The sequence below is a fragment of the Lysinibacillus sp. FSL K6-0232 genome, from assembly GCF_038008325.1.
GTDB lineage: Bacteria > Bacillota > Bacilli > Bacillales_A > Planococcaceae > Lysinibacillus.
On the sequence record NZ_JBBOYW010000001.1, the window covers coordinates 1102038 to 1126903 of the forward strand.

A 24866-nucleotide genomic window follows, 5' to 3' on the forward strand; every position below is an offset into this window, starting at 1 on the left:
AGGCAGACCCGGCCCTAATTCAATGATTGAACTAACACGTCTAAATGGCAAAGTGTTTTCATTAAATGCTTTATACATAGAAACAGTCGAATCATTTCCAGATACGACGATTACTTTAACAACTGGAACAAAAATAATTGTTTTAGAGAGTGAAGATGAGGTGCGAAAAAGGGTAACAGCCTTTTATAAAAATATACAAATACTATCAAACCCGCATCTACGAGGTGAAGAAGATGAAGAATAATAAAATGTTAACGATGGTTATTATTGTGCTTGTAGCAGTTATACTGATCGGGGTTATTTTGTTTGTCTTGTTAACACAATTTAATAAACCAGCTGGCGTTGAAGAGCCTTCTATTGATGAAATTGTAGAAGCGACTATCGAAGTTCCCGAAATTACAACAAATCTTGCAGATAATCGAGTTGTACGTTTGTCATTAAAAATCCAAACGACAAGTAAAGAAGCTGCTGATGAATTAACAAAACGTACTTTCCAAGTGCAAAACCTTGCGATTCAGGAACTTTCCGAAATGGGGCAAGCAGACTTAGAAGGTAAGCAAGGGAAGCAAATATTCCAAATGGCACTAAAAACAAGATTAAATGAATTGATGCAAGAGGGAGAAGTTCAGGAAGTATATTTTACCTCCTTCATCACTCAATAAAACAGAAACTGCTTGAAATGGAGGTGGGCAAATGGCAGGAGATGTGTTATCTCAATCTGAGATAGATGCGCTGCTTTCCGCAATATCAACTGGGGAAATGTCAGCAGATGATATAAAAAAGGAAGATGAGGAACGCAAAGTTAAAGTATATGACTTTAAACGAGCACTTCGCTTCTCAAAAGATCAAATCCGAAGTTTGACCCGAATACATGAAAATTTTGCACGACTATTGACAACCTTCTTCTCTGCACAGCTAAGAAGCTATGTGCAAATAACAGTTGCATCAGTAGACCAAATACCGTTTGAAGAGTTTGTTCGTTCAATCCCGAATATGACACTGATAAATGTATTTGAAGTGCCGCCGTTAGATGGTAATATATTGATGGAAATTAATCCGAACATTGCCTACTCGATGCTAGATCGTTTAATGGGTGGTAGTGGGGCGAGTCATAGTAATGTCGATAATTTAACTGAAATTGAAACAAAAATTATGACCAACCTTTTTGAACGCTCATTCGACAATTTACGTGAGGCATGGGAAAATGTAGCGGAAATTGATCCAATATTAGTGGAGCTTGAAGTAAACCCACAATTTTTACAAATGATATCGCCAAATGAAACGGTTGTCGTTATTTCATTGAATACGATAATAGGAGAAACAAGTGGGATGATTAATATTTGTATTCCACATGTTGTATTGGAGCCAATCGTTCCAAATCTTTCTGTTCGTTATTGGATGCAAACGAATACGAAAGAAATGTCACCAGAGCAAACCAAAATGCTTGAAAGACGTGTGAAACAAGCGCAGCTACCACTTTCTGTTGAATTAGGAATAACAGATATTACCATCGAAGACTTCCTTACAATGCAAATTGGGGATGTTATACAACTAGATCAAAAAATTGATGACCCATTGGTACTAAAGGTGGGAACATTGCCAAAGTTCACAGTTCAACCGGGTAAGCAAGGTAAAAAATTAGCAATCCAGATTATCGACCCTTTGAAAGGAGGAGACGAAGATGAGTGATGAAATGCTCTCCCAAGAAGAAATTGAAGCGTTGTTAAGGGGCGAAACGTTAGAAGATAAAAATAGCGACACCGAAGCGTCTTCAAATGATGAAACAAATGATATACGAGTAGAGGATTACCTTGATTCATTTGCACAAGATGCGCTAGGTGAGGTAGGGAATATCTCCTTTGGTAGCTCTGCCACAGCTCTTTCGGCGTTATTAGGTCAAAAAGTAGATATTACTACCCCAAGCATTTCCATGATTAATCGCAATAAATTAGAAGAGGAATTTCCTCATCCATATGTAGCGGTACAAGTAGAGTACACAATTGGTTTAACAGGCATGAATCTACTTGTAATTAAGCAATCAGATGCAGCGATTATTGCTGACTTAATGTTAGGTGGTGATGGCTTAAATCCAAAGCCTGATTTAGGCGAAATTCAGTTAAGTGCTGTTCAAGAAGCTATGAATCAAATGATGGGTTCAGCAGCTACATCCATGTCGACAGTGTTCAACAAAAAAGTAGATATTTCTCCGCCAACAATCGATTTAATGAATATCTCGCAAGATGAGGGTCGAGAAAATATCCCAGAAGACGATTTACTAGTAAAAGTATCCTTTAGATTAAGAATTGGTAATTTAATTGATTCAAATCTTATGCAATTATTACCACTTAAATTTAGTCAAAACATTGTTAAATCATTGTTAGGTGAAACAGATGTCAATGAGGCTCCTGTAGCTGCGACAAGTGCGCCTGAGGCACCGGTAACACCGCCGCCTGCACAACAACAGCAAGCACCTGCACCACCACCGCCTGCTCAGCCAGTGCAACAACAGCAGGCAGCACCAGTACAACAACAACCAGTTTACCAAGAGCCACAGCAGTTTGCGCAACCACAGCGACCTGCCCAGCCTGTGAATGTACAACAAGCACAGTTTGCTAGCTTTGATACAAATGTAATCTCGCAATCTGAAGCTAGAAATTTAAATATGCTACTTGATATTCCATTGCAAGTTACTGTAGAGTTAGGACGTACGAAGCGTTCTGTAAAAGAGATTTTAGAACTATCAAGTGGTTCAATTATTGAACTCGATAAATTAGCAGGGGAACCTGTTGATATTTTAGTCAATAGTCGTTTGATTGCTAAAGGGGAAGTCGTTGTTATTGATGAGAACTTTGGTGTCCGTATTACAGATGTTTTAAGTCAAGCAGAGCGTTTAAATAATTTAAGATAGTTTTAATTGGAGGAGTTAATCATGTCTAAAAGAATTTTGATTGTAGACGACGCTGCATTTATGCGCATGATGATCAAGGATATTTTGTCAAAAAATGGATTCGAGGTTGTGGGAGAAGCAGCTGACGGTTTACAAGCTGTTGAAAAGTACAATGAATTAAAACCAGATTTAGTAACAATGGATATTACAATGCCAGAGATGGATGGGATTGCTGCTCTAAAAGCTATTAAAGGGTCTGATCCAAGTGCTACTGTTATCATGTGTTCAGCAATGGGGCAACAAGCGATGGTAATTGATGCAATTCAAGCTGGTGCAAAAGACTTTATCGTCAAACCTTTCCAAGCAGATCGTGTAATTGAAGCGATTCAAAAAGCTTTAGGATGATTGCATGCAAATGTTAAAATCATTTCGTTTCACGATGATTTTCGCATTTCTTGTATCTTTCCTGTTTTTGTACCCAACAGCAACTTCTGTTTATGCAGCTTCTGATAAAAATAGTGTGACGGAATGCTTGCAAAATCCAGAAGCTTGTGATGAAGATACTACTGATCCAGCTGCTACACAAGAAACAGATGTATCAGCAGCTGGAGATATATCTGTATGGGAATACATAAAGATGGTTTTAGCGCTTATTTTTGTTGTCGCTTTATTTTATGGTTTGATGAAGTTTTTAAATAAACGAAATTTAAACTTCCAACGTAACCAAATGGTGCAAAATTTAGGCGGTTTATCGTTAGGTGCACAAAAGTCAGTTCAGCTTCTACAGGTAGGCAAAACATTGTATTTAGTAGGCGTCGGTGAAGATGTTCAACTATTGCGTGAAATTACTGATCCTGAAGAAGTAGCAACCCTATTAGCGCTATATAACGAAAGGCAAGAGCTTGCAGCAACATCACCGTATATTACAGAAGTATTTGCTAAGTTTACGAAAAAAAATAAAAATAGTTTACAAAATGAGCAAAAGCAAGACTCATTTGGTCAACTATTTGAAAAAAGAATATCTGAAATTAAACAGGAGCGCAGTGAAGAGATCGAGCGATGGAAGCAAAAGGAGAAGGATGATAAATGAATGATTTAATCAATATTTTTTCCAATAGCGATCCAACCAACGTTTCTACATCTGTTAAGCTCTTACTACTATTAACGGTGCTGTCACTTGCACCTAGTATATTAATTTTAATGACCTCCTTTGCACGCATTGTCATTGTACTATCTTTTGTACGTACAGCATTGGCAACGCAACAAATGCCACCTAATCAGGTGATTATTGGTTTAGCATTATTTTTAACATTCTTTATTATGGCTCCAACCTTTCAGGAGGTTAATAATGAAGCACTACAGCCACTATTTGCAGAAGAAATTGGGCTAGAGGAAGCGTATGATCGTGCAAGTGTGCCATTTAAAGAATTTATGAGTGAGCATACAAGGCAAAAAGACCTTGATTTATTTTTATCGTATAATCAAGCAGAAAAGCCAGCATCTGTGGAAGAAATTCCCCTGACAATGCTTGTGCCTGCGTTTGCTTTAAGTGAAATAAAAACCGCATTTCAAATTGGTTTTATGATTTTTATACCATTTCTAGTGATCGATATGATTGTTGCGAGTACATTAATGTCGATGGGGATGATGATGCTACCGCCAGTTATGATTTCATTACCATTTAAGATTCTCTTATTTGTACTTGTGGACGGATGGTATCTTGTAATGAAATCATTACTACAAAGTTTTTAGGGGATGATACAGTATGACAGGTGAATTGGTTATTTCCGTTGCAGAGCGTGCTATTATGATTGTCCTTCTAACAAGCGGTCCGCTACTATTAGTTGCTTTAATTACGGGTTTAGCGGTAAGTATCTTTCAAGCAACAACGTCGATTCAAGAGCAAACATTAGCATTTGTACCAAAAATTGTTGCCGTTTTAGTGGCTATCGTATTTTTTGGTCCATGGATGTTATCTCAAGTTACAAGCTATGCGAGAGACATTTTTGAGAACCTGACGCGTTATATAGGGTGAGTTTATGGATGAATTAATTCCGCATTTAACGGTTTTTTTATTAGTGCTTGTGCGTGTCTCCGCATTTTTTGTGACGGTTCCTTTTTTTTCGTATAGGACGATTCCAGCACAAGTTAAAATTACACTCGCGCTCGTTTTAGCTTGGATGATGTATTATACGTTAGATGTTGAGCCATTTGTCTTTAATGACGAGTACATATTACTAGTGATGAAAGAAGCGCTTGTGGGACTATTGCTTGGTCTTGTTGGCTATATCATTATGTCTGCAATTCAGATTGCGGGAAGCTTTATCGACTTTCAAATGGGTTTCGCTATTGCGAATATTATTGACCCACAAACAGGTGCTCAAAGTCCATTAATTGGTCAATTTTTTAACATACTAGCATTTCTTGTATTGTTAGCCATCGATGGTCATCATATGATTCTCAATGGTATTTATTATAGTTATCAATTTTTACCGATGGATCAATTTCCGAATTTTTCAAGTGAAGGCTATATGCAGTTTATTATCACAACATTTACGGCTGTTTTTGCTATCGCCTTCCAAATGGCTGCACCTGTTGTTGCAACATTGTTTTTAGTCGATTTAGCTTTAGGGATTACGGCAAAGACAGTACCACAATTAAACATTTTTGTTGTCGGTTTTCCTATTAAAATTGGTGTTAGTTTTTTAGTGATGTTTACAATGATAGCTGTTATGGTTCAAGTTATTCAAAAGCTCATTACCATCATGATTTATGGTATACGTGATTTAATGGCTGTTTTAGGTGGTGGATAGTATGAAGCTACTACTAAATTTAGATATTCAGTTTTTTGCAGGTGAAAAAACCGAAAAGGCAACCCCTAAGAAACGACAGGATGCTCGAAAAAAAGGGCAGGTTGTTAAAAGTCAGGATATTACAAGTGCCGTTGTAATGCTGATGGTATTTATCTTTTTACTTTTCTTTGCAGGCTCTTTACGTGACGAGCTATTAGCATTTTTTAGGCAAACCTTTATTCATAATATACGCGTTGAATCATTAACAATTGATAGTGTGATGCGCCTATTTTCCGAAACATTAATACAAATGGCTTTTATTATTGTTCCAATTATGGTGATTGCCATTGTTGGAGCACTTGCAGGTAATTTTCTACAATTTGGCTTTCTCTTTACATTAGAGCCAATGAAATTTGATTTAAAAAAAATGGACCCCATTAAAGGGCTGAAAAAAATCTTTTCTGTTAAGGCCATCGTGGAGCTGTTAAAGTCAGTCTTAAAAATTGGCTTTATCGGTGGTGTAACAACGATTATTGTTTGGACAAACTTGCCAGAGGTTTTAGCGCTTTCTTTTAAAAGTCCATGGATGACACTGCTAACAGTAGGGAAGCTTGTTGGTATTATGGGAATAGCGGCTTCGTTAGTGTTACTATGTGTTTCCGTTTTAGACTGGATGTATCAAAAACATGACTATGAAAAAAATCTTAAAATGTCTAAGCAGGATATTAAAGATGAATATAAAAATAGTGAGGGTGACCCACTGATTAAATCGAAAATCAAGCAGCGTCAACGTGAAATGGCAATGCGGCGTATGATGTCAGAGGTGCCAAATGCAGATGTTGTGATTACGAACCCTACTCACTATGCGATTGCTCTTAAATACGATGAGGACAGTATGGATGCTCCCCGTGTCGTTGCAAAGGGTACAGACTTTATCGCTCAAAAAATTAAACTGATTGCTAAAGAGCATGATGTCATTATGGTAGAAAATAGACCATTAGCGCGTGCTATGTATGATCAGGTAGAAATCGGCGATCAAGTACCAGAAGAATTTTTTAAAGCCGTAGCAGAGGTACTCGCTTATGTTTATCGCATGAAGCGAAAAATTTAAAGCTTTTAAGTAGGAGGGACACAAATGAAAGTTCGCGATATCGGGGTTTTAGGTGCGGTTATTTTAATCGTTGCGATGCTCATCATCCCTCTTCCTCCATGGATGTTAAGTTTCTTAATTGTCATGAATATTACATTTGGCATAATTGTACTGTTAACAGCAATGAGTATGAAGGAAGCATTGGATTTTTCCATTTTCCCTTCAGTAATTTTACTATTAACCTTGTTCCGATTAGGCTTAAGTGTTTCGACAACCCGTGCTATTTTGGCAAATGGCGATGCAGGAGCGGTTGTTGAAACCTTTGGTGACTTTGTAGTTGGAGGAAATGTTCTTGTTGGTCTAGTTGTCTTTTTAATTCTTGTACTCATTCAGTTTATTGTTATTACAAAAGGTTCGGAGCGTGTGGCTGAAGTAGCAGCTCGTTTCACGCTCGATGCGATGCCTGGTAAACAAATGAGTATTGATGCTGACTTAAATGCAGGAATTATTTCCGAAAAAGAAGCACGTGAACGACGTGAAAAAGTAGCAGGAGAAGCAGATTTTTATGGAGCAATGGATGGTGCCACAAAATTTGTAAAAGGAGATGCCATTGCTTCAATGGTAATGGTTATTATTAACTTACTCTTTGGTATTGTCATTGGTGTCGTGCAAATGGGGCTCCCATTTGCTGAGGCAGCAACGCACTTTTCAAAGCTAACAGTAGGAGATGGTATCGTTTCTCAAATTCCTGCACTACTAATTTCAACTGCAACAGGGATTGTTGTAACGCGTGCCTCTTCTAAAGGAAGTCTTGGTGAGGATATTACAGGACAGCTATTTGCTCAAGCGAAGCTGCTATATGTAGCTGGTGGTACAATTATTTTACTAGGATTATTTACGCCAATTCCAGATTGGATAACATTACCGATAGGAATAGCTCTTATTGCAGGAGCATATATGATGGGACGTAAGAAGCCTGAGGATGAAGAGGAATTACTGGAAATTGAGGAAGAAGTGGCAACAGACGGTATGAAAAGCCCTGAAAATGTTGTGAATTTATTAAATGTGGACCCGATTGAATTTGAATTTGGCTACGGATTAATTCCTTTAGTGGATGCTGCCCAAGGCGGAGATTTATTAGATCGTGTAATTATGATTCGTCGTCAGCTAGCATTGGAATTAGGAATAGTGATTCCAGTTGTTCGTATTCGTGACAATATTCAGCTTCAGCCAAATGAATATCGCATCAAAATTAAAGGCAATGAAATGGCACGAGGCGAGCTATTGCTGGATCATTATTTAGCAATGAGCCCTGGGGACGATGATTCGATTGAAGGCATTGATACAGTTGAACCTTCATTTGGATTACCTGCTAAATGGATTACAGAGCAGGTAAAGGAAGAGGCAGAGATGTTTGGCTACACAGTTGTAGACCCGCCAAGTGTAGTTTCAACACACTTAACAGAAGTCATTCGTGCAAATGCTCACGAATTGCTAGGTCGTCAAGAAACAAAGCAATTGATCGATCATTTACGCGAAACACATCCAATTTTAGTCGAAGAATTAACACCTACACCTTTATCTACGGGTGAAATTCAAAAGGTACTTGGCAAGCTGCTACGAGAAAATGTTTCAGTACGTAACCTACCAATTATTTTTGAAACATTGGCTGATTACGCTAAGCTAACAAGTGACACAGATATTTTAACGGAATATGTACGACAATCATTGGCTCGTCAAATTACTGCCCAGTATGTTGGAGATAGCCCAGCATTAAAGGTTATTACAGTGTCAGGGAAAGTAGAAAAAATGATTGCGGATAGTATTCAACAAACGGATCATGGCAATTATTTAGCAATGGACCCACAAGATTCTCAAACAATATTAGAAACGATTGCTGCAGAAGTAGAACGTGTTTCCTTTATGGAACAATCGGCTATTATTTTATGCTCGCCAGCGGTGCGAATGTACTTACGACAATTAACAGAACGTTATTTCCCGCAAATTCCAGTTCTTTCTTATAATGAATTGGATGCTTCGGTTGAAATTCAAAGTGTTGGGGTGGTGAATGTTCAATGAAAATGAAAAAATATTATGCATCTTCCATACCAGAAGCGATGAAGCAAGTGCGGGCAGAGTTAGGTGAGGACGCTGTTATATTAAACTCAAAAGTAATCATTACTAAAAAATTTTTTGGTATGATTAAAAAGAAAAGTTTTGAAGTAGTTGCAGGTGTTGATACAATTGAACCAACACTTGTAGCTCCAGCACCTCCAGCAACAAAAGACAATGCAAGGCTACAAGAGCTTACAAACGCTATTCAAGCAAAAATTCATCAGGATCAACCACAGCCTGATGCTGTAAACGAGGACACTGGTATTTCAGAAGAATTGAGGAAGGAAATTGCAGATTTAAAATCTTTAATGCAATCTATGCATAAAAAGACTACCCAAGCTCAATATCCCGATGAACTCTTACCCTTCATTGAATACTTAAGACAGCAAGAGCTAAGTGAAGAGCTCATCACAACGATTGGTGATGAGCTTTTTATGTATTTTAAAGAAGCGTCAGAAATAAACTTTTCACAATGCAAATTAATAACAAAAAATTTATTGCGTAAAAAGCTAGAAGGACTTCCAATGGGAGGATTGTCTTACGAACGAAAATATATTAATGTTTTAGGCCCAACGGGTGTTGGTAAAACGACAACAATTGCCAAAATGGCAGCGAGAGCAGTATTAGAAAAAAAGAAGAAAATTGGTTTTATTACGACTGATACTTACCGAATTGCTGCAATAGAGCAGCTAAAAACATATGCTGGGTTATTACAGGCTCCTGTTGAAATTGCCTATAATGCAACAGATTTTGAACAGTCTATTCAAAAATTATCCCATTTAGACTTAGTATTTATCGATACAGCTGGCCGAAATTATAAAGAAGTAAAATATGTAGATGATCTCCAACGTCTTATTAAATTTGATGATCAAGCAGAATCCTATCTAGTCCTTGCTATGACGACAAAAGAAAAAGATATGGTGAACATTGTAGACCAATTTAAGCAGTTACCAATTGAAAAATTCATTTTCACTAAAATTGATGAAACAAATTCTATTGGCACAATGGTCAATTTAATGATTAAATATAATAAAGGACTTGCTTACTATACAAATGGTCAAGAAGTACCAGAGGATATTGAGGAAGCTGATTTAGAAGCAGTGCTTAATTTGTTTTTTCAAGGTGAAGAAAAATGAGAGATCAAGCTGAAACACTGCGCTTGAAAATGATGAGGCAGCAAGGAGAGCTAGGCAGAGCAATTGCAGTTGTAAGCGGCAAAGGTGGAGTTGGTAAAAGTAACTTCACGATGAATTTTGCCATAACATTGGTCCATAAAGGAAAAAAAGTTGCCATTGTTGATATGGATATTGGTATGGGAAATATCAATATTTTAATTGGAAAAAATGCTTCTTATAGTTTAAAAGATTATTTGGAAGGAAATAAGTTACTAGATGAGGTAATATTTGAGGGACCCCATGGTTTACAATATATTGCAGGTGGGTCTGGTATGACAGGGGTTCTTGATTGGTCAGAGAGCATGTTTGAACGACTTATTCAGGCATTTGAACAACTTCAAAAGGATTTTGATTATATTCTATTTGATATGGGAGCAGGTGCGACAAATTGGTCGTTAGATTTACTAACCTCCATTGATGAAATTATTGTTATTTCAACTGCGGAGCCGACTTCTATAACAGATGCATACTCAATGATGAAGTATATTCATGTGCGCGATCCAGAGAAGCAGTTTTATATTCTTTGTAACCGTGCTTTTAGCAAAGAAGAAGGCATTGAAACAAATGAACGTTTACAGCTTACAATGAAGCGTTTTTTGGATAAAGATGTGACAATTCTAGGCTCATTACCCGAAGACCCTGTTGTGCGTAAGGCTGTGCGTGAGCAAGTACCATTTTCACTTGCTTATCCAGACGCACTTATTTCAAAGACATTACAGCTAATAGTCGTTCGTTTTATGGAGCATCGTGCAGAAGAAATACATGCACATGACCAGACAGCAAAGAGATTTTTAACAAAACTAAGAAGTATTTTTTCGAAAGGGCGTGATTAATTGGACTTTTTACATAAAAGCAAGCTATTAGTTGTGGATGATTCTGCTTTTATGAGAAAGCTAATTAGTGACTTTTTTGTTGGCAACTCGAAGGTGGAGGTAGTCGGTACAGCACGAAATGGCAAAGATGCAATAAAAAAGATTCAAACATTGAAACCAACAGTTGTAACAATGGATATTGAGATGCCTGAAATGAATGGGCTAGATGCTTTGAAGGAAATTATGGCACAATGCCCAGTTCCTGTTGTCATGCTTTCTAGCACCACACAGCGCGGGACAGAAAATGCCATAGCAGCAATTGAAAATGGAGCTATAGATTTTGTCGCCAAGCCAAGCGGAACGATCTCTCTTGATTTACATAAAGTCCAAAGTGAGCTTGTGCATAAAGTAGAACAAGCAGCATTGGTGCCAGTTTCCAAATTGAAAACCCCTTCTGGTAGTAAACGTCAACAAGAACCAGTACCAAAGGTGAACACTGTAATAAAGGAACCACAGCAGCAACGAATGTCGACTCCTGCAACTCCCATCCCAGCTAAATTAGAAGCGGTAAGATCACAGGCAGGGTGGAGCAGAACAGGAAGGAAAATTGTGCTAATTGGCACATCAACAGGAGGACCTCGCGCACTTCAGGAGGTTATTACTAAAATTCCAAAGTCCATTCAAGCGCCTATTTTAATTGTTCAACATATGCCAGCAGGATTTACCAAATCACTCGCCACACGTCTTGACCAGCTCAGTGAAATTAATGTAAAGGAAGCTGAGCAGGGTGATATTTTACAAAATGGCGTGGCTTATATTGCGCCTGGTGGCTATCATTTAAAGCTGAGAAAAGTAGGAACGACATTTGGCATTGTCCTTGATAATCAGGAGGCCCCTAGAGCTGGCCATCGACCTTCTGTAGATGTTATGTTCGAAGATATTAGCCAATATAATGATTTTGATAAAGTAGCCGTAATTATGACAGGCATGGGGCATGATGGCTCTAATGGCTTAAAAGTGCTGAAAAATACTGGAAATGTCATTGCCATTGCAGAATCAGCAGAAACTTGCATTGTCTATGGGATGCCAAAAGCAGCCGTAGAAACACAGCTTGTGGATGAGGTTGCAGATGTGGATGATATTGCACAAACAATAATGAAATATTTGCCTTAAAAGGGGTGTCCTCTTATGGAAGTCAATCAATATTTAGAGATGTTTATTGAAGAAAGTAAAGAGCATTTACAAGCATGTAGCGAGCATTTATTAGAATTAGAAAAAAGCCCAGATGATTTGGCGATTGTAGGGGAAATTTTCCGTTCTGCGCATACATTAAAAGGTATGTCTGCTACAATGGGCTTTGAAGATTTAGCCGATTTAACACATAAAATGGAAAACGTGTTAGATGCGATTCGTAATGAAAAAATTCATGTTACACCTGAAATTTTAGATGTTGTCTTTGAATCTGTTGATCATTTAGAAGAAATGGTAATGGATATTGCAAGCGGTGGAGATGGCAAGCGAGATGTATCGTCAACGGTTGCACAGCTGAAGCGTATCGAATTAGGAGAGGAAGCGGTGGTAGTACCTGAGGTGGCGCCAGCAGCTGTAGAAAGCACTTTACACTACGATGGCTTTGAGCAAACGGTTATTACGCAATCCTCCGAGCAAGGCTTCCATGCGTTTGAGATTTCAGTGAAATTACGTGAAGATTGTCTACTAAAGGCTGCACGCGTCTTTATGGTATTTGAGATTTTAGAAAAAGATGGGGATGTTATTAAAGCAAGTCCATCTGTTGAAAAGCTTGAGGATGAACAATTTGATCAACAGTTTTATGTAGCATTTGTCACAAAAGAGTCAGCCGAAGATATGCAGAAAAAGCTTATGAAAGTTTCTGAGGTTGAGGAAGTAATTGTAACACCGATCAATCAAAAAGCATTTAGTGAAAAAGAATTTGAAGCACAGCAAGAAGTAGTTGCGACAGCAACAGTAGAAGAAGCGGCTGTACCAGCAAAAGCTGAGCCTGTAGCAAAGCCTGAAAAAGCAGCAGCTCCTGCAAAGGCTGATAAAAATCACCATGCGCCTGTTGGGAATAAAACGATTCGTGTGAATATTGAACGTCTAGATATTTTAATGAATTTATTTGAAGAGCTGGTGATTGACCGTGGTCGATTACAGTCGATTTCATCAGAAGTGAACCATGGTGAGCTAAATGAAACAGTAGAGCGTATGAGCCGTGTAATGGGTGATTTACAAACAATCATTTTAACAATGCGCATGGTGCCAGTTGAAACGGTATTCAACCGCTTCCCAAAAATGATTCGTCAGCTATCGCGTGATTTAAATAAAAAAATAAACCTTGAAATTATTGGTGCTGAAACAGAGCTTGACCGTACCGTTATTGATGAAATTGGCGATCCACTTGTCCATTTAATCCGCAACTCTGTGGATCATGGTATTGAAAACCCAACGACTCGTCGTGCAAAAGGTAAGCCAGAAGAAGGAACGGTTGTACTGCGTGCCTACCATAGTGGCAACTATGTCTTTATTGAAATTGAAGATGACGGTGCAGGTATTAATCGTGATAAAGTATTAGCAAAGGCTATTGCTAAAGGTGTTGTTACACAAGAACAATCCTACTCCATGTCTGATAAGCAAATTAATGAGCTAATTTTAGCTTCAGGCTTCTCGACAGCAGATGTTATTTCTGATGTATCGGGTCGAGGTGTAGGGCTGGATGTTGTAAAAACAACAATTGAATCACTTGGTGGGAATATTTCCATTGAATCTACACAAGATGTAGGCTCAAAATTCTCTATTCAACTACCACTAACATTATCGATTATTTCAGTTATGCTTGTGGAAATTGAAAAAGAGATTTATGCAATTCCACTATCGTCTATTATCGAAACATCTATTATCCGTTCATCAGAGATTATGAATGCACATAATCAAAAAGTAATCGACTTCCGTGGCAAAGTTGTTCCATTGGTATTCTTAGAGGAAATCTTTGAAGTGCCTCGTAAAGAGCAACAGGATGAGGAATTCCATTCAGTTGTTATTGTTCGTAAAGGTGAAAAGCTTGCAGGTTTAGTGGTAGATTCCTTTATCGGTCAACAGGAGATTGTCTTGAAGTCACTAGGAAATTACTTAACAAATATCTTTGCTATTTCAGGTGCAACAATTTTAGGTAACGGGAAAGTAGCCTTAATTGTCGATTGCAATGCATTAATTAAATAAGGTGAATGAATAGAGAGGTGTAAAGTATGACAAATGCAGTGGAACAAGAAAGTATTAAAGTCATTGTTTTTCAATTAGCAGATAAAGAATATGCCATTCCTGTATCACATGTACAAGGAATCGAAAAATTAATGCATATTACGCGTGTGCCAAAAACAGCGAAATATGTAAAAGGTGTTATTAATCTACGTGGGGTTGTAACGCCGATTGTTGATTTACGTGAACGCTTTGAATTACCCGTTTCTGAGCATGAGGAAACAACGCGCATTATTATTATTTCATTAGAAGATATGGAAGTAGGCTTTGTTGTAGACTCTGCAAATGATGTTATTGATATTCCTGCAAGTGCTATTGAACCACAGCCTGAGGTTGTAGGTTCGTTGGAGGAAGAATTTATTTCAGGCGTTGCGAAAGTAGAAAAGCGATTATTAATTTTATTGCATTTAGAGAAAGTATTAAATCCACTAAAGTAGGGATCGATAATGACATTTAATCAAAAAATTACATCGCTACATTTAGATGTACTAAAAGAAATTGGAAATATTGGTGCTGCGCATGCTGCGACAGCACTTTCCAGTTTACTTGGGAAAAAAATTGATATGCGTGTCCCAAAGGTAGAGATGGTTTCCTTCAATGATATGATGGAGCTTGCTGGCGGCTCAGAAAACGTTGTTGTAGGTATTTATCTCCGCATTGAAGGAGATGCAGAAGGAAGTATGTTCTTCATCCTACCTATTGAGCAAGCAAATCGTTTTATTCGTCGCCTTATTTATGATGAAACATTTGATTTTAAAAAGCGACCTGTTTCTGAGCTAGGCTTATCGGCTATGCAGGAAATGGGAAATATTTTATCAGGCTCCTATTTATCTGCCTTATCTGACTTTACAAATTTAAAAATTTATCCAACTGTACCTGGGCTAAGCGTTGATATGTTTGGTGCGATTATTAGTATCGGCCTAATCGAATTATCACATGTTAGTGATAATGTCATTGTTATTAATACATCCATTTTTGAAGAAGGTGTAGAGGACCACGAAACAGTAAGAGGACATTTCTTCCTATTACCAGATCCAGATTCATTTGATGCTATTTTTACAGCATTAGGAGTTTCATAATGATGCTAAACAGTAGTGGACAGGTGATTAAAGTGGGAATTGCACAAATGGATGTAGTAAAGCTACCAAATACGATTCGAACTTCAGGTCTTGGCTCCTGTGTTGGTGTTATTTTATATGATGAGTCCAAAAAAATTGCTGGGTTAATCCATGTGATGTTACCAGACTCTAGCTTAGGAAGAACAGAGTCGCTGAATGTGGCTAAATTTGCAGATACAGGTATTGCAGCAATGATAGACCTTTTAAAATTAGAAGGCGTTCAAAAATTTAAACTAAAGGCAAAAATTGCAGGTGGAGCGCAAATGTTTCAGTTTACTTCAGATAAGGATTCGATGCGTATTGGTCCCCGTAATGTAGAAGCTGTTAAAAACGAATTGAAACGACATGGCATTCCTTTAGTAGCCGAGGATACTGGTGGAAATAGCGGGCGAACGATTGAATTTAATCCCGAAACGTCAATCTTACATATTCGAACGGTTAACCAAGGAGTGAGCGAAATCTAATGTTTGGTTCTATATTTTACAATCTCTGGGGAGCATTAATTGCCTTTTCGGTTTATTTTTTTAGCATCTTTCAAAAACCATATACACCCCTTCGCATTATTATCAGCTCTCTTGTTGCAGCCATCATTGTGTTTATTGCTATGTATATCGTGCGTTTTATTATAGCGTATATACTGTATACACCTGAAGATAATGAAGAAGCATTTGTAGGCGAACAAGATGAGGAAAAAGAGCGCCTTGAAGAGCACAGTCAAGAAACACCAATCGCTCAGTCAACTGTGGAATTTCAAGATGAAAATGCAGAGGAAATTGCACAAGTTGTACGTACAATGATGGATCGAGAAGAAAAGCAACAAGCAAATGCTTAATGTAAAGAGTCGCACAAAGCGGCTCTTTTTGTTTATACTACGGACAATTTGGCAATATATTTATAAGATTTTGACATTGTAGCAGCAGCTATTGAACAAGAATGCACCTAAATAATCTCCTTAGCTACATCAAGCAAAGGAATATTATAGAGAGGAAGAGAAACAAATGAAATTACAGTTGATTCTTGTTATAATATAGGAAAGATGGCAATAGCTTATAGAGGTTTTCGCTAAAATTGGAGATTTATGTTTTTTTAGTCGAAAATACACTTATCCGAGTTAATGAAAGTGAAAGGTGGCGAGTGCTCCTATGATTACTCGTTACAAAGTATTTATTTGGAATGGCGAGTCTAGTTTTCTAGGAAGAAGAGTAGTAAGTCAGCTCGCCTAATATACTATAGTGATAAATCCTTTTAGAGATATTTACTCAAAACGTACAACAACAATCGTAATTATTTCCATATAATAAATAAGAGCTTATAGCACTGTAGTAGTAAGCTTTTATAGATGAATAGCATGGAAATCATTGTTGCGAAATTTGTTGGCCGCAATAGAACAACCAAGAAATCCTTATATAGTAAGAAATTTTATAAGCGCAAGCAGTCAATGAACAACGGACGTATAGAGGCGTTTATTAGAGAGGTGGATTTCATGACACAACCACAACCGATTTCGAACGATGAGCAAAAACTGTGGAATCGCTGGATTAATGAGCGGGACCCAGATGCTGGTGATTTACTAATAAAAAAATATATTTCTTTAGTATCATATCATGTTCAGCGCATTGCTGCGGGTTTACCAAAGAGTGTATCGCGCGATGATTTAACAAGCCTAGGCATGGTAGGGCTTTTTGATGCACTAAATAAATTTGATATTAACAGAGATTTAAAATTTGATACATATGCTTCGTTCCGAGTAAGAGGAGCGATTATAGATGGTTTGCGCAAGGAAGATTGGCTACCACGTTCAGCGCGTGAAAAGGCGAAAAAGCTAGATGCTCAGATTGAACAACTAGAGCAAAAATATATGCGTCATGTAACGCCTGAAGAACTTGCGGAGCATATGCAGCTACCTGTTGAAGATGTTTACCAAACGGTGCAGGAGCATTTCTTTTCAAATGTCTTATCAATTAATGAGCAACAAGATCAAGAAGAAGCAGATGGCAAATCATTTGTTATTCGGGATGATACAATGCAAACACCTGAGCAAGCAATGATTAAATCAGAGCTATTGGATGATCTAGCTGACAATATTCAAAAGCTTAATGATAAAGAGCAGCTTGTCCTTAGTTTATTTTACACAGAAGAATTAACGCTGACGGAAATTGGTGAAATGCTCGAACTATCAACATCACGTATTTCACAAATTCATTCCAAAGCGCTGTTAAAGCTACGAAAGCTACTATCGAGCGAAATGATTAATGCGTAAATACTCTTAAGGGAGAGATTTCAATGAGTTTAAAAGGTGTCGAATTGCAAATTGCTATTCCTAAAACATTTGAAGCTGGTAAAATGGCGGATCAGGCACAACAGCAAGCATTAGCTCAACAAGCACATGCAAATGAAGCGCTAAAAAAAGAAGTAGAGCGTAAGCAAAAAATTGTCAATACATCAGAGGGTATGGATGAAATTAATGAGGAAGAAGAAGCTGGTGGCGAATATGTAGAAGGAGTTTATAAAAAGAAGAAAAAGAAACAGCATGAAAAACAGGCACAACATCCGTTTAAGGGAAACTTTGTGGATTTTAGTGGATAGGAGATTCCAATGACAACCATACTAATAGCGGTACTATTTTTTCTACAACTACTATCGTTTTACTTCCTTATTATTTTAAATACAAAGCTAGCAAAATTTAAGGATTTAGAAAAAAAACAAGAACGCTTAATGCGCGAAATGGATGATACGATTAGCGTATATTTAGCAGAAATGAAAGATGAAAATGATCGCCTTATTCAGGAGCTACAACATGTTTCACAGCCAGAGCTAGCACCAGCAACCGTTCAGGTGGCGGAACAGCCAGAGCAAAAGCAGCCATCTTTAGCAGCAGCACAACAGGAAAAGGCGGCTAGCTCTACTGCTACAACATTAGAAAATGATTCTCGTATTTATATTCCTAAAAATAAGGTAGCTAGCGCTTATTCACGTCACCAGCAAGCTAGCGCAAATGTTAGCCCTAAAGCTCCAGCAACGAACAATCAAGTGCAACAAGCCCCACAACAGCTAACATTAGAGCAGCAAGTGCTTGAATTGGCGAAACAAGGAAAATCATCAGAAGAAATAGCGAAACAACTGCAAAAAGGTCAAACAGAAATTGAGCTTTTATTGAAATTCCAACACTAAATTGTTGCGAATAGCTTAAAGCTATGGTATAGTTGCAAATGGTGTTATTACTACACACGCATTTTGATGTAGTAAGTGGTGCTCTTATGGTATAAGGGTAGCTTGTTGCAGATGATAAATGCGGAGGATTAAAACCAAACATACTAGGAGGAAATTCACATGTCAGTAATTTCTATGAAACAATTACTTGAAGCTGGTGTACATTTCGGTCACCAAACTCGTCGTTGGAACCCAAAAATGAAGAAATATATCTTCGTTGAGCGTAACGGGATTTATATCATCGACTTACAAAAAACTGTTAAAAAATTAGAGGAAGCTTATGACTTCATGCGTCAAGTTGGTCAAGACGGTGGTAAAGTTCTTTTCGTTGGTACGAAAAAACAAGCACAAGAAGCGATTAAAGATGAAGCTGAACGTTCAGGCAACTACTATATCAACCAACGTTGGTTAGGTGGTACTCTTACAAACTTCGGTACAATTCAAAAACGTGTTGCACGTATGAAACAAATCGAAAAAATGGAAGAAGAAGGAACTTTTGAAGTTCTACCTAAAAAAGAAGTAATTCAACTTAAAAAAGAACACGAACGTCTAACTAAATTCTTAGGCGGTATCCGTGATATGCATGAACTTCCAGACGTAATGTTCGTGGTTGACCCACGTAAAGAACGCATTGCGGTTGCTGAAGCTCGTAAATTAAACATCCCTCTAGTAGGTATTGTTGATACAAACTGTGATCCAGATGAAATTGACTACGTAATCCCTGCTAACGATGATGCTATTCGCGCTGTTAAACTTTTAACTGCTAAAATGGCTGACGCTTTAATCGAGTCAAAACAAGGTGAAGAGGAAGCTCCAACTGCTGAAGCTGTTGCTGCTGAGTAATTCACGTTTACAAAAAGGTGATAAGTGGCTCAAACCTCTTATCACCTTTTTTAGAACCTAGCTATTCAATTTTTGTTCAACCAATTTGAGGAGGAAACACTAAATGGCAAACATTACTGCACAATTAGTAAAAGAATTACGCGAAAAAACTGGCGCTGGTATGATGGATTGTAAAAAAGCGTTAGTACAAACAGAAGGTAACCTAGAAGCTGCAATCGATTTCCTACGTGAAAAAGGTCTTTCTTCAGCTGCTAAAAAGGCTGACCGTATCGCTGCAGAAGGTACAACTTACATTTTAGAACAAGGTAATGAAGCAATCATCCTAGAAGTAAACGCTGAAACAGACTTTGTTGCTAAAAACGAAAAATTCCAAGTATTAGTTGCATCTTTAGCAGAGCAATTACTTGCTGCTAAACCAGCATCAGTGGAAGCTGCATTAGAGCTTGCAAATGCTGAAGGCGTAAAAATTGAAGATCAAATTTCTACGGCTGTTGCAACGATTGGTGAAAAAATTACGCTTCGTCGTTTCGAAATTAAAACAAAATCTGATGCAGACGCATTCGGTTCTTATCTACACATGGGCGGCCGTATTGGTGTATTAGTAACTTTAGAAGGTTCTACTGATGCAGCAGCTGCTAAAGACGTTGCAATGCATATTGCAGCAATTAACCCAACTTATGTTTCTCGCGATGAAGTTTCTGCTGATGAGGTTGAACGTGAGCGTAAAGTATTAACAGAGCAAGCTCTTAACGAAGGTAAGCCAGAAAACATCGTTGCAAAAATGGTTGAAGGTCGTCTTGGTAAATACTTCGAAGAAATTTGCTTACTTGACCAAGCATTTGTTAAAAACTCAGATCAAAAAGTACGTGATTTCGTAGCTTCTACTGGTGGTTCAGTAAACGGCTTTGTACGTTATGCTGTTGGTGAAGGTATTGAAAAACGTGAAGATAACTTCGCAGAAGAAGTAATGAGCCAAGTTAAAGGTAACTAATTTAGCTCATATTTGATCCTAATCAAATAATTACTAGATTTTCTAGGCAAAAAATGGGGAACACAACATAGCGTGTTCCCTATTTTTCCGAAATAAATGAAAAATAAGCTTATGATGAATCAATATGATAAGCTAGAAAATAAGAGAATTTTCTATTTTGCCTTATTCACAGCTAGCAATTATTGTACTATATACTATAATGGAAAAGGGAATAGAGTGGTTTTAAATAAAGTCTTACGGAGGTTTATAATGAGTGTGCCGCAATATAAACGAGTTGTTATTAAATTAAGTGGTGAAGCGTTAGCTGGAGAAGCGGGCTTCGGTTTATCACCAAAAATAATCAAGGCTGTTGCAGAGGAAGTAAAACAAGTAGTAGACCTTGATGTGGAAGTTGCTGTTGTTGTAGGTGGCGGTAATATATGGCGTGGAAAAATAGGCAGCGAAATGGGCATGGATCGTGCCGCAGCTGACTATATGGGCATGCTTGCCACAGTGATGAATTCCCTTGCACTGCAAGATGCTCTTGAAAAATTAGGCATTGAAACACGCGTTCAATCTTCTATCGTGATGACGCAAGTAGCAGAGCCATATATTCGTCGTAAAGCAGTTCGACATTTAGAGAAAAAGCGTGTTGTTATCTTTGCAGCAGGGACAGGTAACCCGTTCTTCTCGACAGATACAACTGCCGCATTACGCGCAGCAGAAATTGACGCAGATGCGATTTTAATGGCGAAAAATAATGTTGATGGCGTTTATTCAGCAGACCCAAAAGTGGATGCAACAGCCATTAAATATGATACACTCACATACTTAGATGTTATCCAACAAGGCTTACAAGTAATGGATTCAACAGCTTCTACGCTATGTATGGATAACGATATTCCGCTAATTGTTTTCTCAATTATGGAACAAGGTAATATTAAACGTGCTGTACAAGGCGAAAAAATCGGAACAGTTGTTAGGAGGAATGTATAATGGCTAAACAAGTATTAGAACAAGCAAAAGAAAAAATGAACAAAACAATTGCGGCTTTTACACGTGAACTATCATCAATTCGTGCAGGTCGTGCAAATGCATCATTATTAGATCGCATTTCAGTTGATTACTATGGTGCACCAACACCCATCAATCAGCTTGCTGGGGTTTCTGTACCAGAGGCACGCTTACTCGTAATTACACCTTACGATAAAACGATTTTAGGCGAAATCGAAAAAGCAATTATGAAATCAGATATCGGTATTACACCAACAAATGATGGCTCTGTTATTCGTTTAACAATTCCTGCTCTAACAGAAGAGCGTCGTAAAGATTTAGTAAAGCAAGTGAAAAAAGAAGCAGAAGACGCAAAAATTGCTGTACGTAATGTTCGTCGTGATGCAAATGATGATTTGAAAAAGCTTGAAAAAGCTGGCGAAATCACAGAAGACGATCTACGTGGCTATGGTGAAGATATTCAAAAGTTAACAGATGAATTCATTGTAAAAGTAGATCAAGTAACGAAAGAAAAAGAAAAAGAAATTTTAGAGGTGTAAACAGACGTTTACATGTCTATGATGGAACTTTTTAAGGAGATGAAGGCGTCCTATACTTAACAGGACGTCTTTTCTCTTTACGATCTAGCAATCTCTTATGTGTATAGTTCTAAAATGTGCGAGTACATACATAATCAATTTTAAGGGAAAAAAAAGACAAAAAGCGCTTTTGTTTGTTATGATAGGTTAGTATACGTCCGATTAGTTGTAGTGGGGGAGTTAGCATGTTTAAAAAGCTATTAGGTAAACAAATAAATAAGGATACACTATCATTGGAGGAGCGTGTTGCCCTTACTAAAAGCGAGCCGATTCCTGCCCATGTAGCGATTATTATGGACGGAAATGGACGTTGGGCAAAGAAAAGAGCTATGCCACGTGTTGCTGGTCATCATGAAGGCATGAAGACCGTACGTAAGGTCACAAGGTTTGCATCTGACTTAGGTATTAAAGTATTAACAGTGTACGCATTTTCTACAGAGAATTGGAAACGACCAAAGCCTGAGGTCGATTTTTTGATGCGCCTACCTGTCGAATTTTTAGGTTCCTTTTTACCTGAAATGATGGAACGCAATGTACGTGTTGAAATGATTGGCGATCCATCTTTATTGCCTGCTCATACACAAAAGGCATTATATGAGGCAATGGAAGAAACGAAGCATAATACAGGGCTTATTTTAAATTTTGCGTTAAATTATGGCAGCCGTTCTGAAATGGTAAATGCGATGAAAATAATGCTTCAAAAGGTGCAGGATGGTCAATTAACAATGCAGGACATAACAGAAGAATGTTTAACATCTCATTTAATGACAGCCCATTTACCTGAGCCCGATTTATTAATTCGTACAAGTGGTGAAGTACGATTAAGTAATTTTATGCTATGGCAGCTTGCCTATACAGAGTTTTGGTTTACAGATACATTGTGGCCAGATTTTAGTGAGGAAAACTTACTGGAAGCGGTGGAAAACTATCAGAAACGTAATCGCCGTTACGGTGGGTTGAAGGGAGAAGAAACAACTTGAAACAACGAATTATTACCGCAATAATTGCAGCAGCACTTTTTATTCCATTTGTCATTTATGGAAAAGTACCATTTACAATACTTGTGCTAGCAATGGCTATTGTCGGTTTTTATGAAATACTTAAAATGAAAGGTATTTCAATCTTTTCTGTACCGGGCTTCCTAGGGCTTGTAACCTTAATGCTACTTGTCATACCACAGCATTGGAGTGACAAGGTAGTAGCGACTATAGGCTATTCATCTAATTTGATGGTTGTCTATGGACTTGTAATGTTGCTGCTTATTTATGTAGTGCTTGTCAAAAATAAAATAACTTTTGACGAAGTTGCTTTTATTTTATTAGGTGCATTTTATGTAGGCCTAGGATTCCATTATTTAATCGAAACAAGAAATATTGGGTTAGAATATGTTGTTTATTGCTTATTAGTTGTTTGGACAACAGATTCAGGCGCTTATTTTGTTGGAAGAAAATTAGGGAAACATAAGCTATGGCCAGAAATTTCACCAAAGAAAACGATTGAAGGCTTTATAGGTGGAATTGTCATTGCTGTTATTTTTGCTATTGCGATGCAGTTAATTTATCCATTTGCAAATGGCATAATTTCACTTATTTTTGTGACGATTTTTGCTTCGATTATTGGTCAAATGGGGGATTTAGTCGAATCCGCTATTAAACGTCATTTTGATGTAAAAGATTCAGGTAATATTTTACCAGGGCATGGTGGTATTTTAGATCGTTTTGATAGTCTATTATTTGTTGTGCCCCTTCTGCATTTTTTACATCTATTTGGTAATTAATGCATAGTCTAAAGATAGCTTGCTAAACATTTGCTTAGATAGAAAAAGGGGATAAGATATTGTGAAAAAAATTAGTTTATTGGGCGCAACTGGTTCAATCGGTTGGCAAACCTACGATATTTTAAAAGAGCAACGTGATGCTTTTCAATTAGTCGCTTTTTCTTCAGGGAAAAATATCGAGAAAACGCGAGAAATGATTGACACATTGCAGCCTGAACTTGTGTCTGTGCAATTAGAGGAAGATGCACAAATGCTTGCGAAAGACTATCCAGCTATTCAATTTACATTTGGTGCACAAGGGCTTGTAGAGGTTGCTACACATCCAGATTCAACTGTGCTTGTCAATGCTGTACTTGGCAGTGTTGGGCTTGAATCAACATTAGCAGCGATTCGTATGGGCAAAACAATTGCTATTGCTAATAAAGAAACACTTGTCACGGCTGGTCATTTAGTGATGGCAGAGGCAAAAAAACATCATGCAACGATTTTGCCTGTTGATAGTGAACACTCTGCTATATTCCAATCGATGAATGGTGAGAACCCTAAAAATATTGAGCGTCTAATTATTACCGCTTCAGGTGGTAGCTTCCGTGATCAAACACGTGAACAATTAAAGCATGTAACAGTAGCAGATGCACTGAATCATCCAAATTGGTCGATGGGCGCAAAAATTACGATAGATTCTGCTACTATGATGAATAAAGGGCTAGAAGTGATTGAAGCACATGTTTTATTTGATATGCCATATGATAAAATCGATGTACTTTTACATCGAGAAAGTATTATTCACTCCCTTGTTGAGTATCATGATACTAGTGTTATTGCACAGCTAGGCACGCCAGATATGCGTGTGCCGATTCAATATGCTTTAAGCTATCCAGATCGTATACCATTACAAAATAGTCAGCGTCTAAATTTAGCACAGATCGGTCAGCTCCATTTCTCAGAAATGGACTTTGAGCGATACCCTGCATTGCGCTTAGCTTATGAGGCAGGTCGTACAGGTGGCACAATTTTAACAGCAATGAATGCGGCTAATGAAGCGGCAGTTGCAGCCTTTTTACAAGGGAAAATCACATTCCTTGAAATTGATGAAACAATTGAACGCGTGATGCAAGCACATCAAAACATTGCAGTGCCAGATTTACAAACGATATTACATGTGGACAGTGAAACAAGAAAAATAGTGTTAGACATGGTAAAATAACGTAA

General features: G+C 37.7%; 29 protein-coding genes. All 29 read left to right on the plus strand.

The window, feature by feature from the left end:
* Window positions 1-22 precede the first annotated feature (22 nt).
* The 29 genes from MHB42_RS05125 to dxr all read left to right on the plus strand — a co-directional run bounded on the left by MHB42_RS05125 (window position 23) and on the right by dxr (window position 24861).
* Complete coding sequence (locus MHB42_RS05125; protein ID WP_340804741.1) at window positions 23-244, plus strand: flagellar FlbD family protein; 222 nt, start codon at window positions 23-25, stop codon at window positions 242-244.
* Window positions 234-662 carry a flagellar basal body-associated protein FliL gene (fliL, locus tag MHB42_RS05130; RefSeq protein WP_340804742.1) on the plus strand — a complete coding sequence of 143 codons (429 nt, stop codon included), beginning with the start codon at window positions 234-236 and terminating at the stop codon, window positions 660-662. The genes MHB42_RS05125 and fliL overlap by 11 nt, the downstream gene beginning before the upstream one ends.
* 31 nt (window positions 663-693) lie before the next feature.
* Window positions 694-1689, plus strand: a complete 996-nt coding sequence (gene fliM / locus MHB42_RS05135; RefSeq protein WP_340804743.1) for a flagellar motor switch protein FliM — start codon at window positions 694-696, stop codon at window positions 1687-1689.
* A complete protein-coding gene (fliY, locus tag MHB42_RS05140) occupies window positions 1682-2908 on the plus strand; it encodes a flagellar motor switch phosphatase FliY (protein ID WP_340804744.1) in 1227 nt (408 codons plus the stop codon). Before fliM ends, fliY begins: the two co-directional genes overlap by 8 nt.
* Window positions 2909-2929: 21 nt before the next feature.
* Window positions 2930-3292 (plus strand): response regulator, encoded by a 363-nt coding sequence (locus tag MHB42_RS05145; protein ID WP_008180756.1) that lies wholly within the window; start codon window positions 2930-2932, stop codon window positions 3290-3292.
* A 10-nt stretch (window positions 3293-3302) separates the two neighbouring features.
* Window positions 3303-3977, plus strand: coding sequence for a flagellar biosynthetic protein FliO (locus MHB42_RS05150; RefSeq protein ID WP_340804745.1), 675 nt, complete (start codon window positions 3303-3305; stop codon window positions 3975-3977).
* The gene (gene fliP, locus MHB42_RS05155) at window positions 3974-4639 is read left to right on the plus strand and encodes a flagellar type III secretion system pore protein FliP (protein WP_340804746.1); all 666 of its coding nucleotides are present in this window, start codon (window positions 3974-3976) and stop codon (window positions 4637-4639) included. Before MHB42_RS05150 ends, fliP begins: the two co-directional genes overlap by 4 nt.
* A gap of 13 nt (window positions 4640-4652) precedes the next feature.
* The gene (fliQ, locus tag MHB42_RS05160; RefSeq protein WP_340804747.1) at window positions 4653-4922 is read left to right on the plus strand and encodes a flagellar biosynthesis protein FliQ; all 270 of its coding nucleotides are present in this window, start codon (window positions 4653-4655) and stop codon (window positions 4920-4922) included.
* A gap of 4 nt (window positions 4923-4926) precedes the next feature.
* The gene (fliR, locus tag MHB42_RS05165; protein WP_340804748.1) at window positions 4927-5700 is read left to right on the plus strand and encodes a flagellar biosynthetic protein FliR; all 774 of its coding nucleotides are present in this window, start codon (window positions 4927-4929) and stop codon (window positions 5698-5700) included.
* 1 nt (window position 5701) lies between these two features.
* On the plus strand, window positions 5702-6790 hold the full coding sequence (flhB, locus tag MHB42_RS05170; protein WP_340804749.1) for a flagellar biosynthesis protein FlhB: 1089 nt from the start codon (window positions 5702-5704) through the stop codon (window positions 6788-6790).
* Window positions 6791-6814: 24 nt separating this feature from the next.
* Window positions 6815-8848 carry a flagellar biosynthesis protein FlhA gene (gene flhA, locus MHB42_RS05175; protein ID WP_340804750.1) on the plus strand — a complete coding sequence of 678 codons (2034 nt, stop codon included), beginning with the start codon at window positions 6815-6817 and terminating at the stop codon, window positions 8846-8848.
* Window positions 8845-10020, plus strand: a complete 1176-nt coding sequence (gene flhF, locus MHB42_RS05180) for a flagellar biosynthesis protein FlhF (RefSeq protein WP_340804751.1) — start codon at window positions 8845-8847, stop codon at window positions 10018-10020. Before flhA ends, flhF begins: the two co-directional genes overlap by 4 nt.
* Window positions 10017-10892, plus strand: coding sequence for a MinD/ParA family protein (locus MHB42_RS05185; protein ID WP_340804752.1), 876 nt, complete (start codon window positions 10017-10019; stop codon window positions 10890-10892). Before flhF ends, MHB42_RS05185 begins: the two co-directional genes overlap by 4 nt.
* Entirely contained in the window at window positions 10893-12044 is a 1152-nt protein-coding gene (locus MHB42_RS05190; RefSeq protein WP_340804753.1) for a protein-glutamate methylesterase/protein-glutamine glutaminase, read from the plus strand.
* A gap of 15 nt (window positions 12045-12059) precedes the next feature.
* Window positions 12060-14108: a chemotaxis protein CheA gene (locus MHB42_RS05195; RefSeq protein WP_340804754.1), complete on the plus strand. Its 2049-nt coding sequence runs from the start codon at window positions 12060-12062 to the stop codon at window positions 14106-14108.
* A 26-nt stretch (window positions 14109-14134) separates the two neighbouring features.
* Window positions 14135-14581: a chemotaxis protein CheW gene (locus MHB42_RS05200; protein WP_340804755.1), complete on the plus strand. Its 447-nt coding sequence runs from the start codon at window positions 14135-14137 to the stop codon at window positions 14579-14581.
* Window positions 14582-14590: 9 nt separating this feature from the next.
* Window positions 14591-15223 carry a chemotaxis protein CheC gene (locus tag MHB42_RS05205; protein WP_340804756.1) on the plus strand — a complete coding sequence of 211 codons (633 nt, stop codon included), beginning with the start codon at window positions 14591-14593 and terminating at the stop codon, window positions 15221-15223.
* Window positions 15223-15726: a chemotaxis protein CheD gene (locus tag MHB42_RS05210; RefSeq protein ID WP_340804757.1), complete on the plus strand. Its 504-nt coding sequence runs from the start codon at window positions 15223-15225 to the stop codon at window positions 15724-15726. Before MHB42_RS05205 ends, MHB42_RS05210 begins: the two co-directional genes overlap by 1 nt.
* Window positions 15726-16094, plus strand: a complete 369-nt coding sequence (locus tag MHB42_RS05215; protein WP_340804758.1) for a hypothetical protein — start codon at window positions 15726-15728, stop codon at window positions 16092-16094. Before MHB42_RS05210 ends, MHB42_RS05215 begins: the two co-directional genes overlap by 1 nt.
* Window positions 16095-16745: 651 nt before the next feature.
* Window positions 16746-17522, plus strand: a complete 777-nt coding sequence (locus MHB42_RS05220) for a FliA/WhiG family RNA polymerase sigma factor (RefSeq protein ID WP_340804759.1) — start codon at window positions 16746-16748, stop codon at window positions 17520-17522.
* Window positions 17523-17545: 23 nt separating this feature from the next.
* Window positions 17546-17848, plus strand: a complete 303-nt coding sequence (locus MHB42_RS05225; protein WP_340804760.1) for an RNA polymerase subunit sigma — start codon at window positions 17546-17548, stop codon at window positions 17846-17848.
* Between the two features lie 9 nt (window positions 17849-17857).
* A complete protein-coding gene (locus tag MHB42_RS05230; protein WP_340804761.1) occupies window positions 17858-18433 on the plus strand; it encodes a hypothetical protein in 576 nt (191 codons plus the stop codon).
* 159 nt (window positions 18434-18592) lie between these two features.
* Window positions 18593-19315: a 30S ribosomal protein S2 gene (gene rpsB / locus MHB42_RS05235; protein WP_340804762.1), complete on the plus strand. Its 723-nt coding sequence runs from the start codon at window positions 18593-18595 to the stop codon at window positions 19313-19315.
* Between the two features lie 103 nt (window positions 19316-19418).
* Window positions 19419-20306 carry a translation elongation factor Ts gene (gene tsf / locus MHB42_RS05240; RefSeq protein ID WP_340804763.1) on the plus strand — a complete coding sequence of 296 codons (888 nt, stop codon included), beginning with the start codon at window positions 19419-19421 and terminating at the stop codon, window positions 20304-20306.
* 249 nt (window positions 20307-20555) lie between these two features.
* The gene (gene pyrH / locus MHB42_RS05245) at window positions 20556-21281 is read left to right on the plus strand and encodes a UMP kinase (protein WP_340804764.1); all 726 of its coding nucleotides are present in this window, start codon (window positions 20556-20558) and stop codon (window positions 21279-21281) included.
* A complete protein-coding gene (gene frr / locus MHB42_RS05250) occupies window positions 21281-21838 on the plus strand; it encodes a ribosome recycling factor (RefSeq protein ID WP_340804765.1) in 558 nt (185 codons plus the stop codon). Before pyrH ends, frr begins: the two co-directional genes overlap by 1 nt.
* Window positions 21839-22062: 224 nt before the next feature.
* A complete protein-coding gene (locus MHB42_RS05255; protein ID WP_340804766.1) occupies window positions 22063-22857 on the plus strand; it encodes an isoprenyl transferase in 795 nt (264 codons plus the stop codon).
* Window positions 22854-23654: a phosphatidate cytidylyltransferase gene (locus tag MHB42_RS05260; protein ID WP_340804767.1), complete on the plus strand. Its 801-nt coding sequence runs from the start codon at window positions 22854-22856 to the stop codon at window positions 23652-23654. The genes MHB42_RS05255 and MHB42_RS05260 overlap by 4 nt, the downstream gene beginning before the upstream one ends.
* 61 nt (window positions 23655-23715) lie before the next feature.
* The gene (gene dxr, locus MHB42_RS05265) at window positions 23716-24861 is read left to right on the plus strand and encodes a 1-deoxy-D-xylulose-5-phosphate reductoisomerase (protein ID WP_340804768.1); all 1146 of its coding nucleotides are present in this window, start codon (window positions 23716-23718) and stop codon (window positions 24859-24861) included.
* The last annotated feature ends 5 nt before the right edge of the window (window positions 24862-24866 follow it).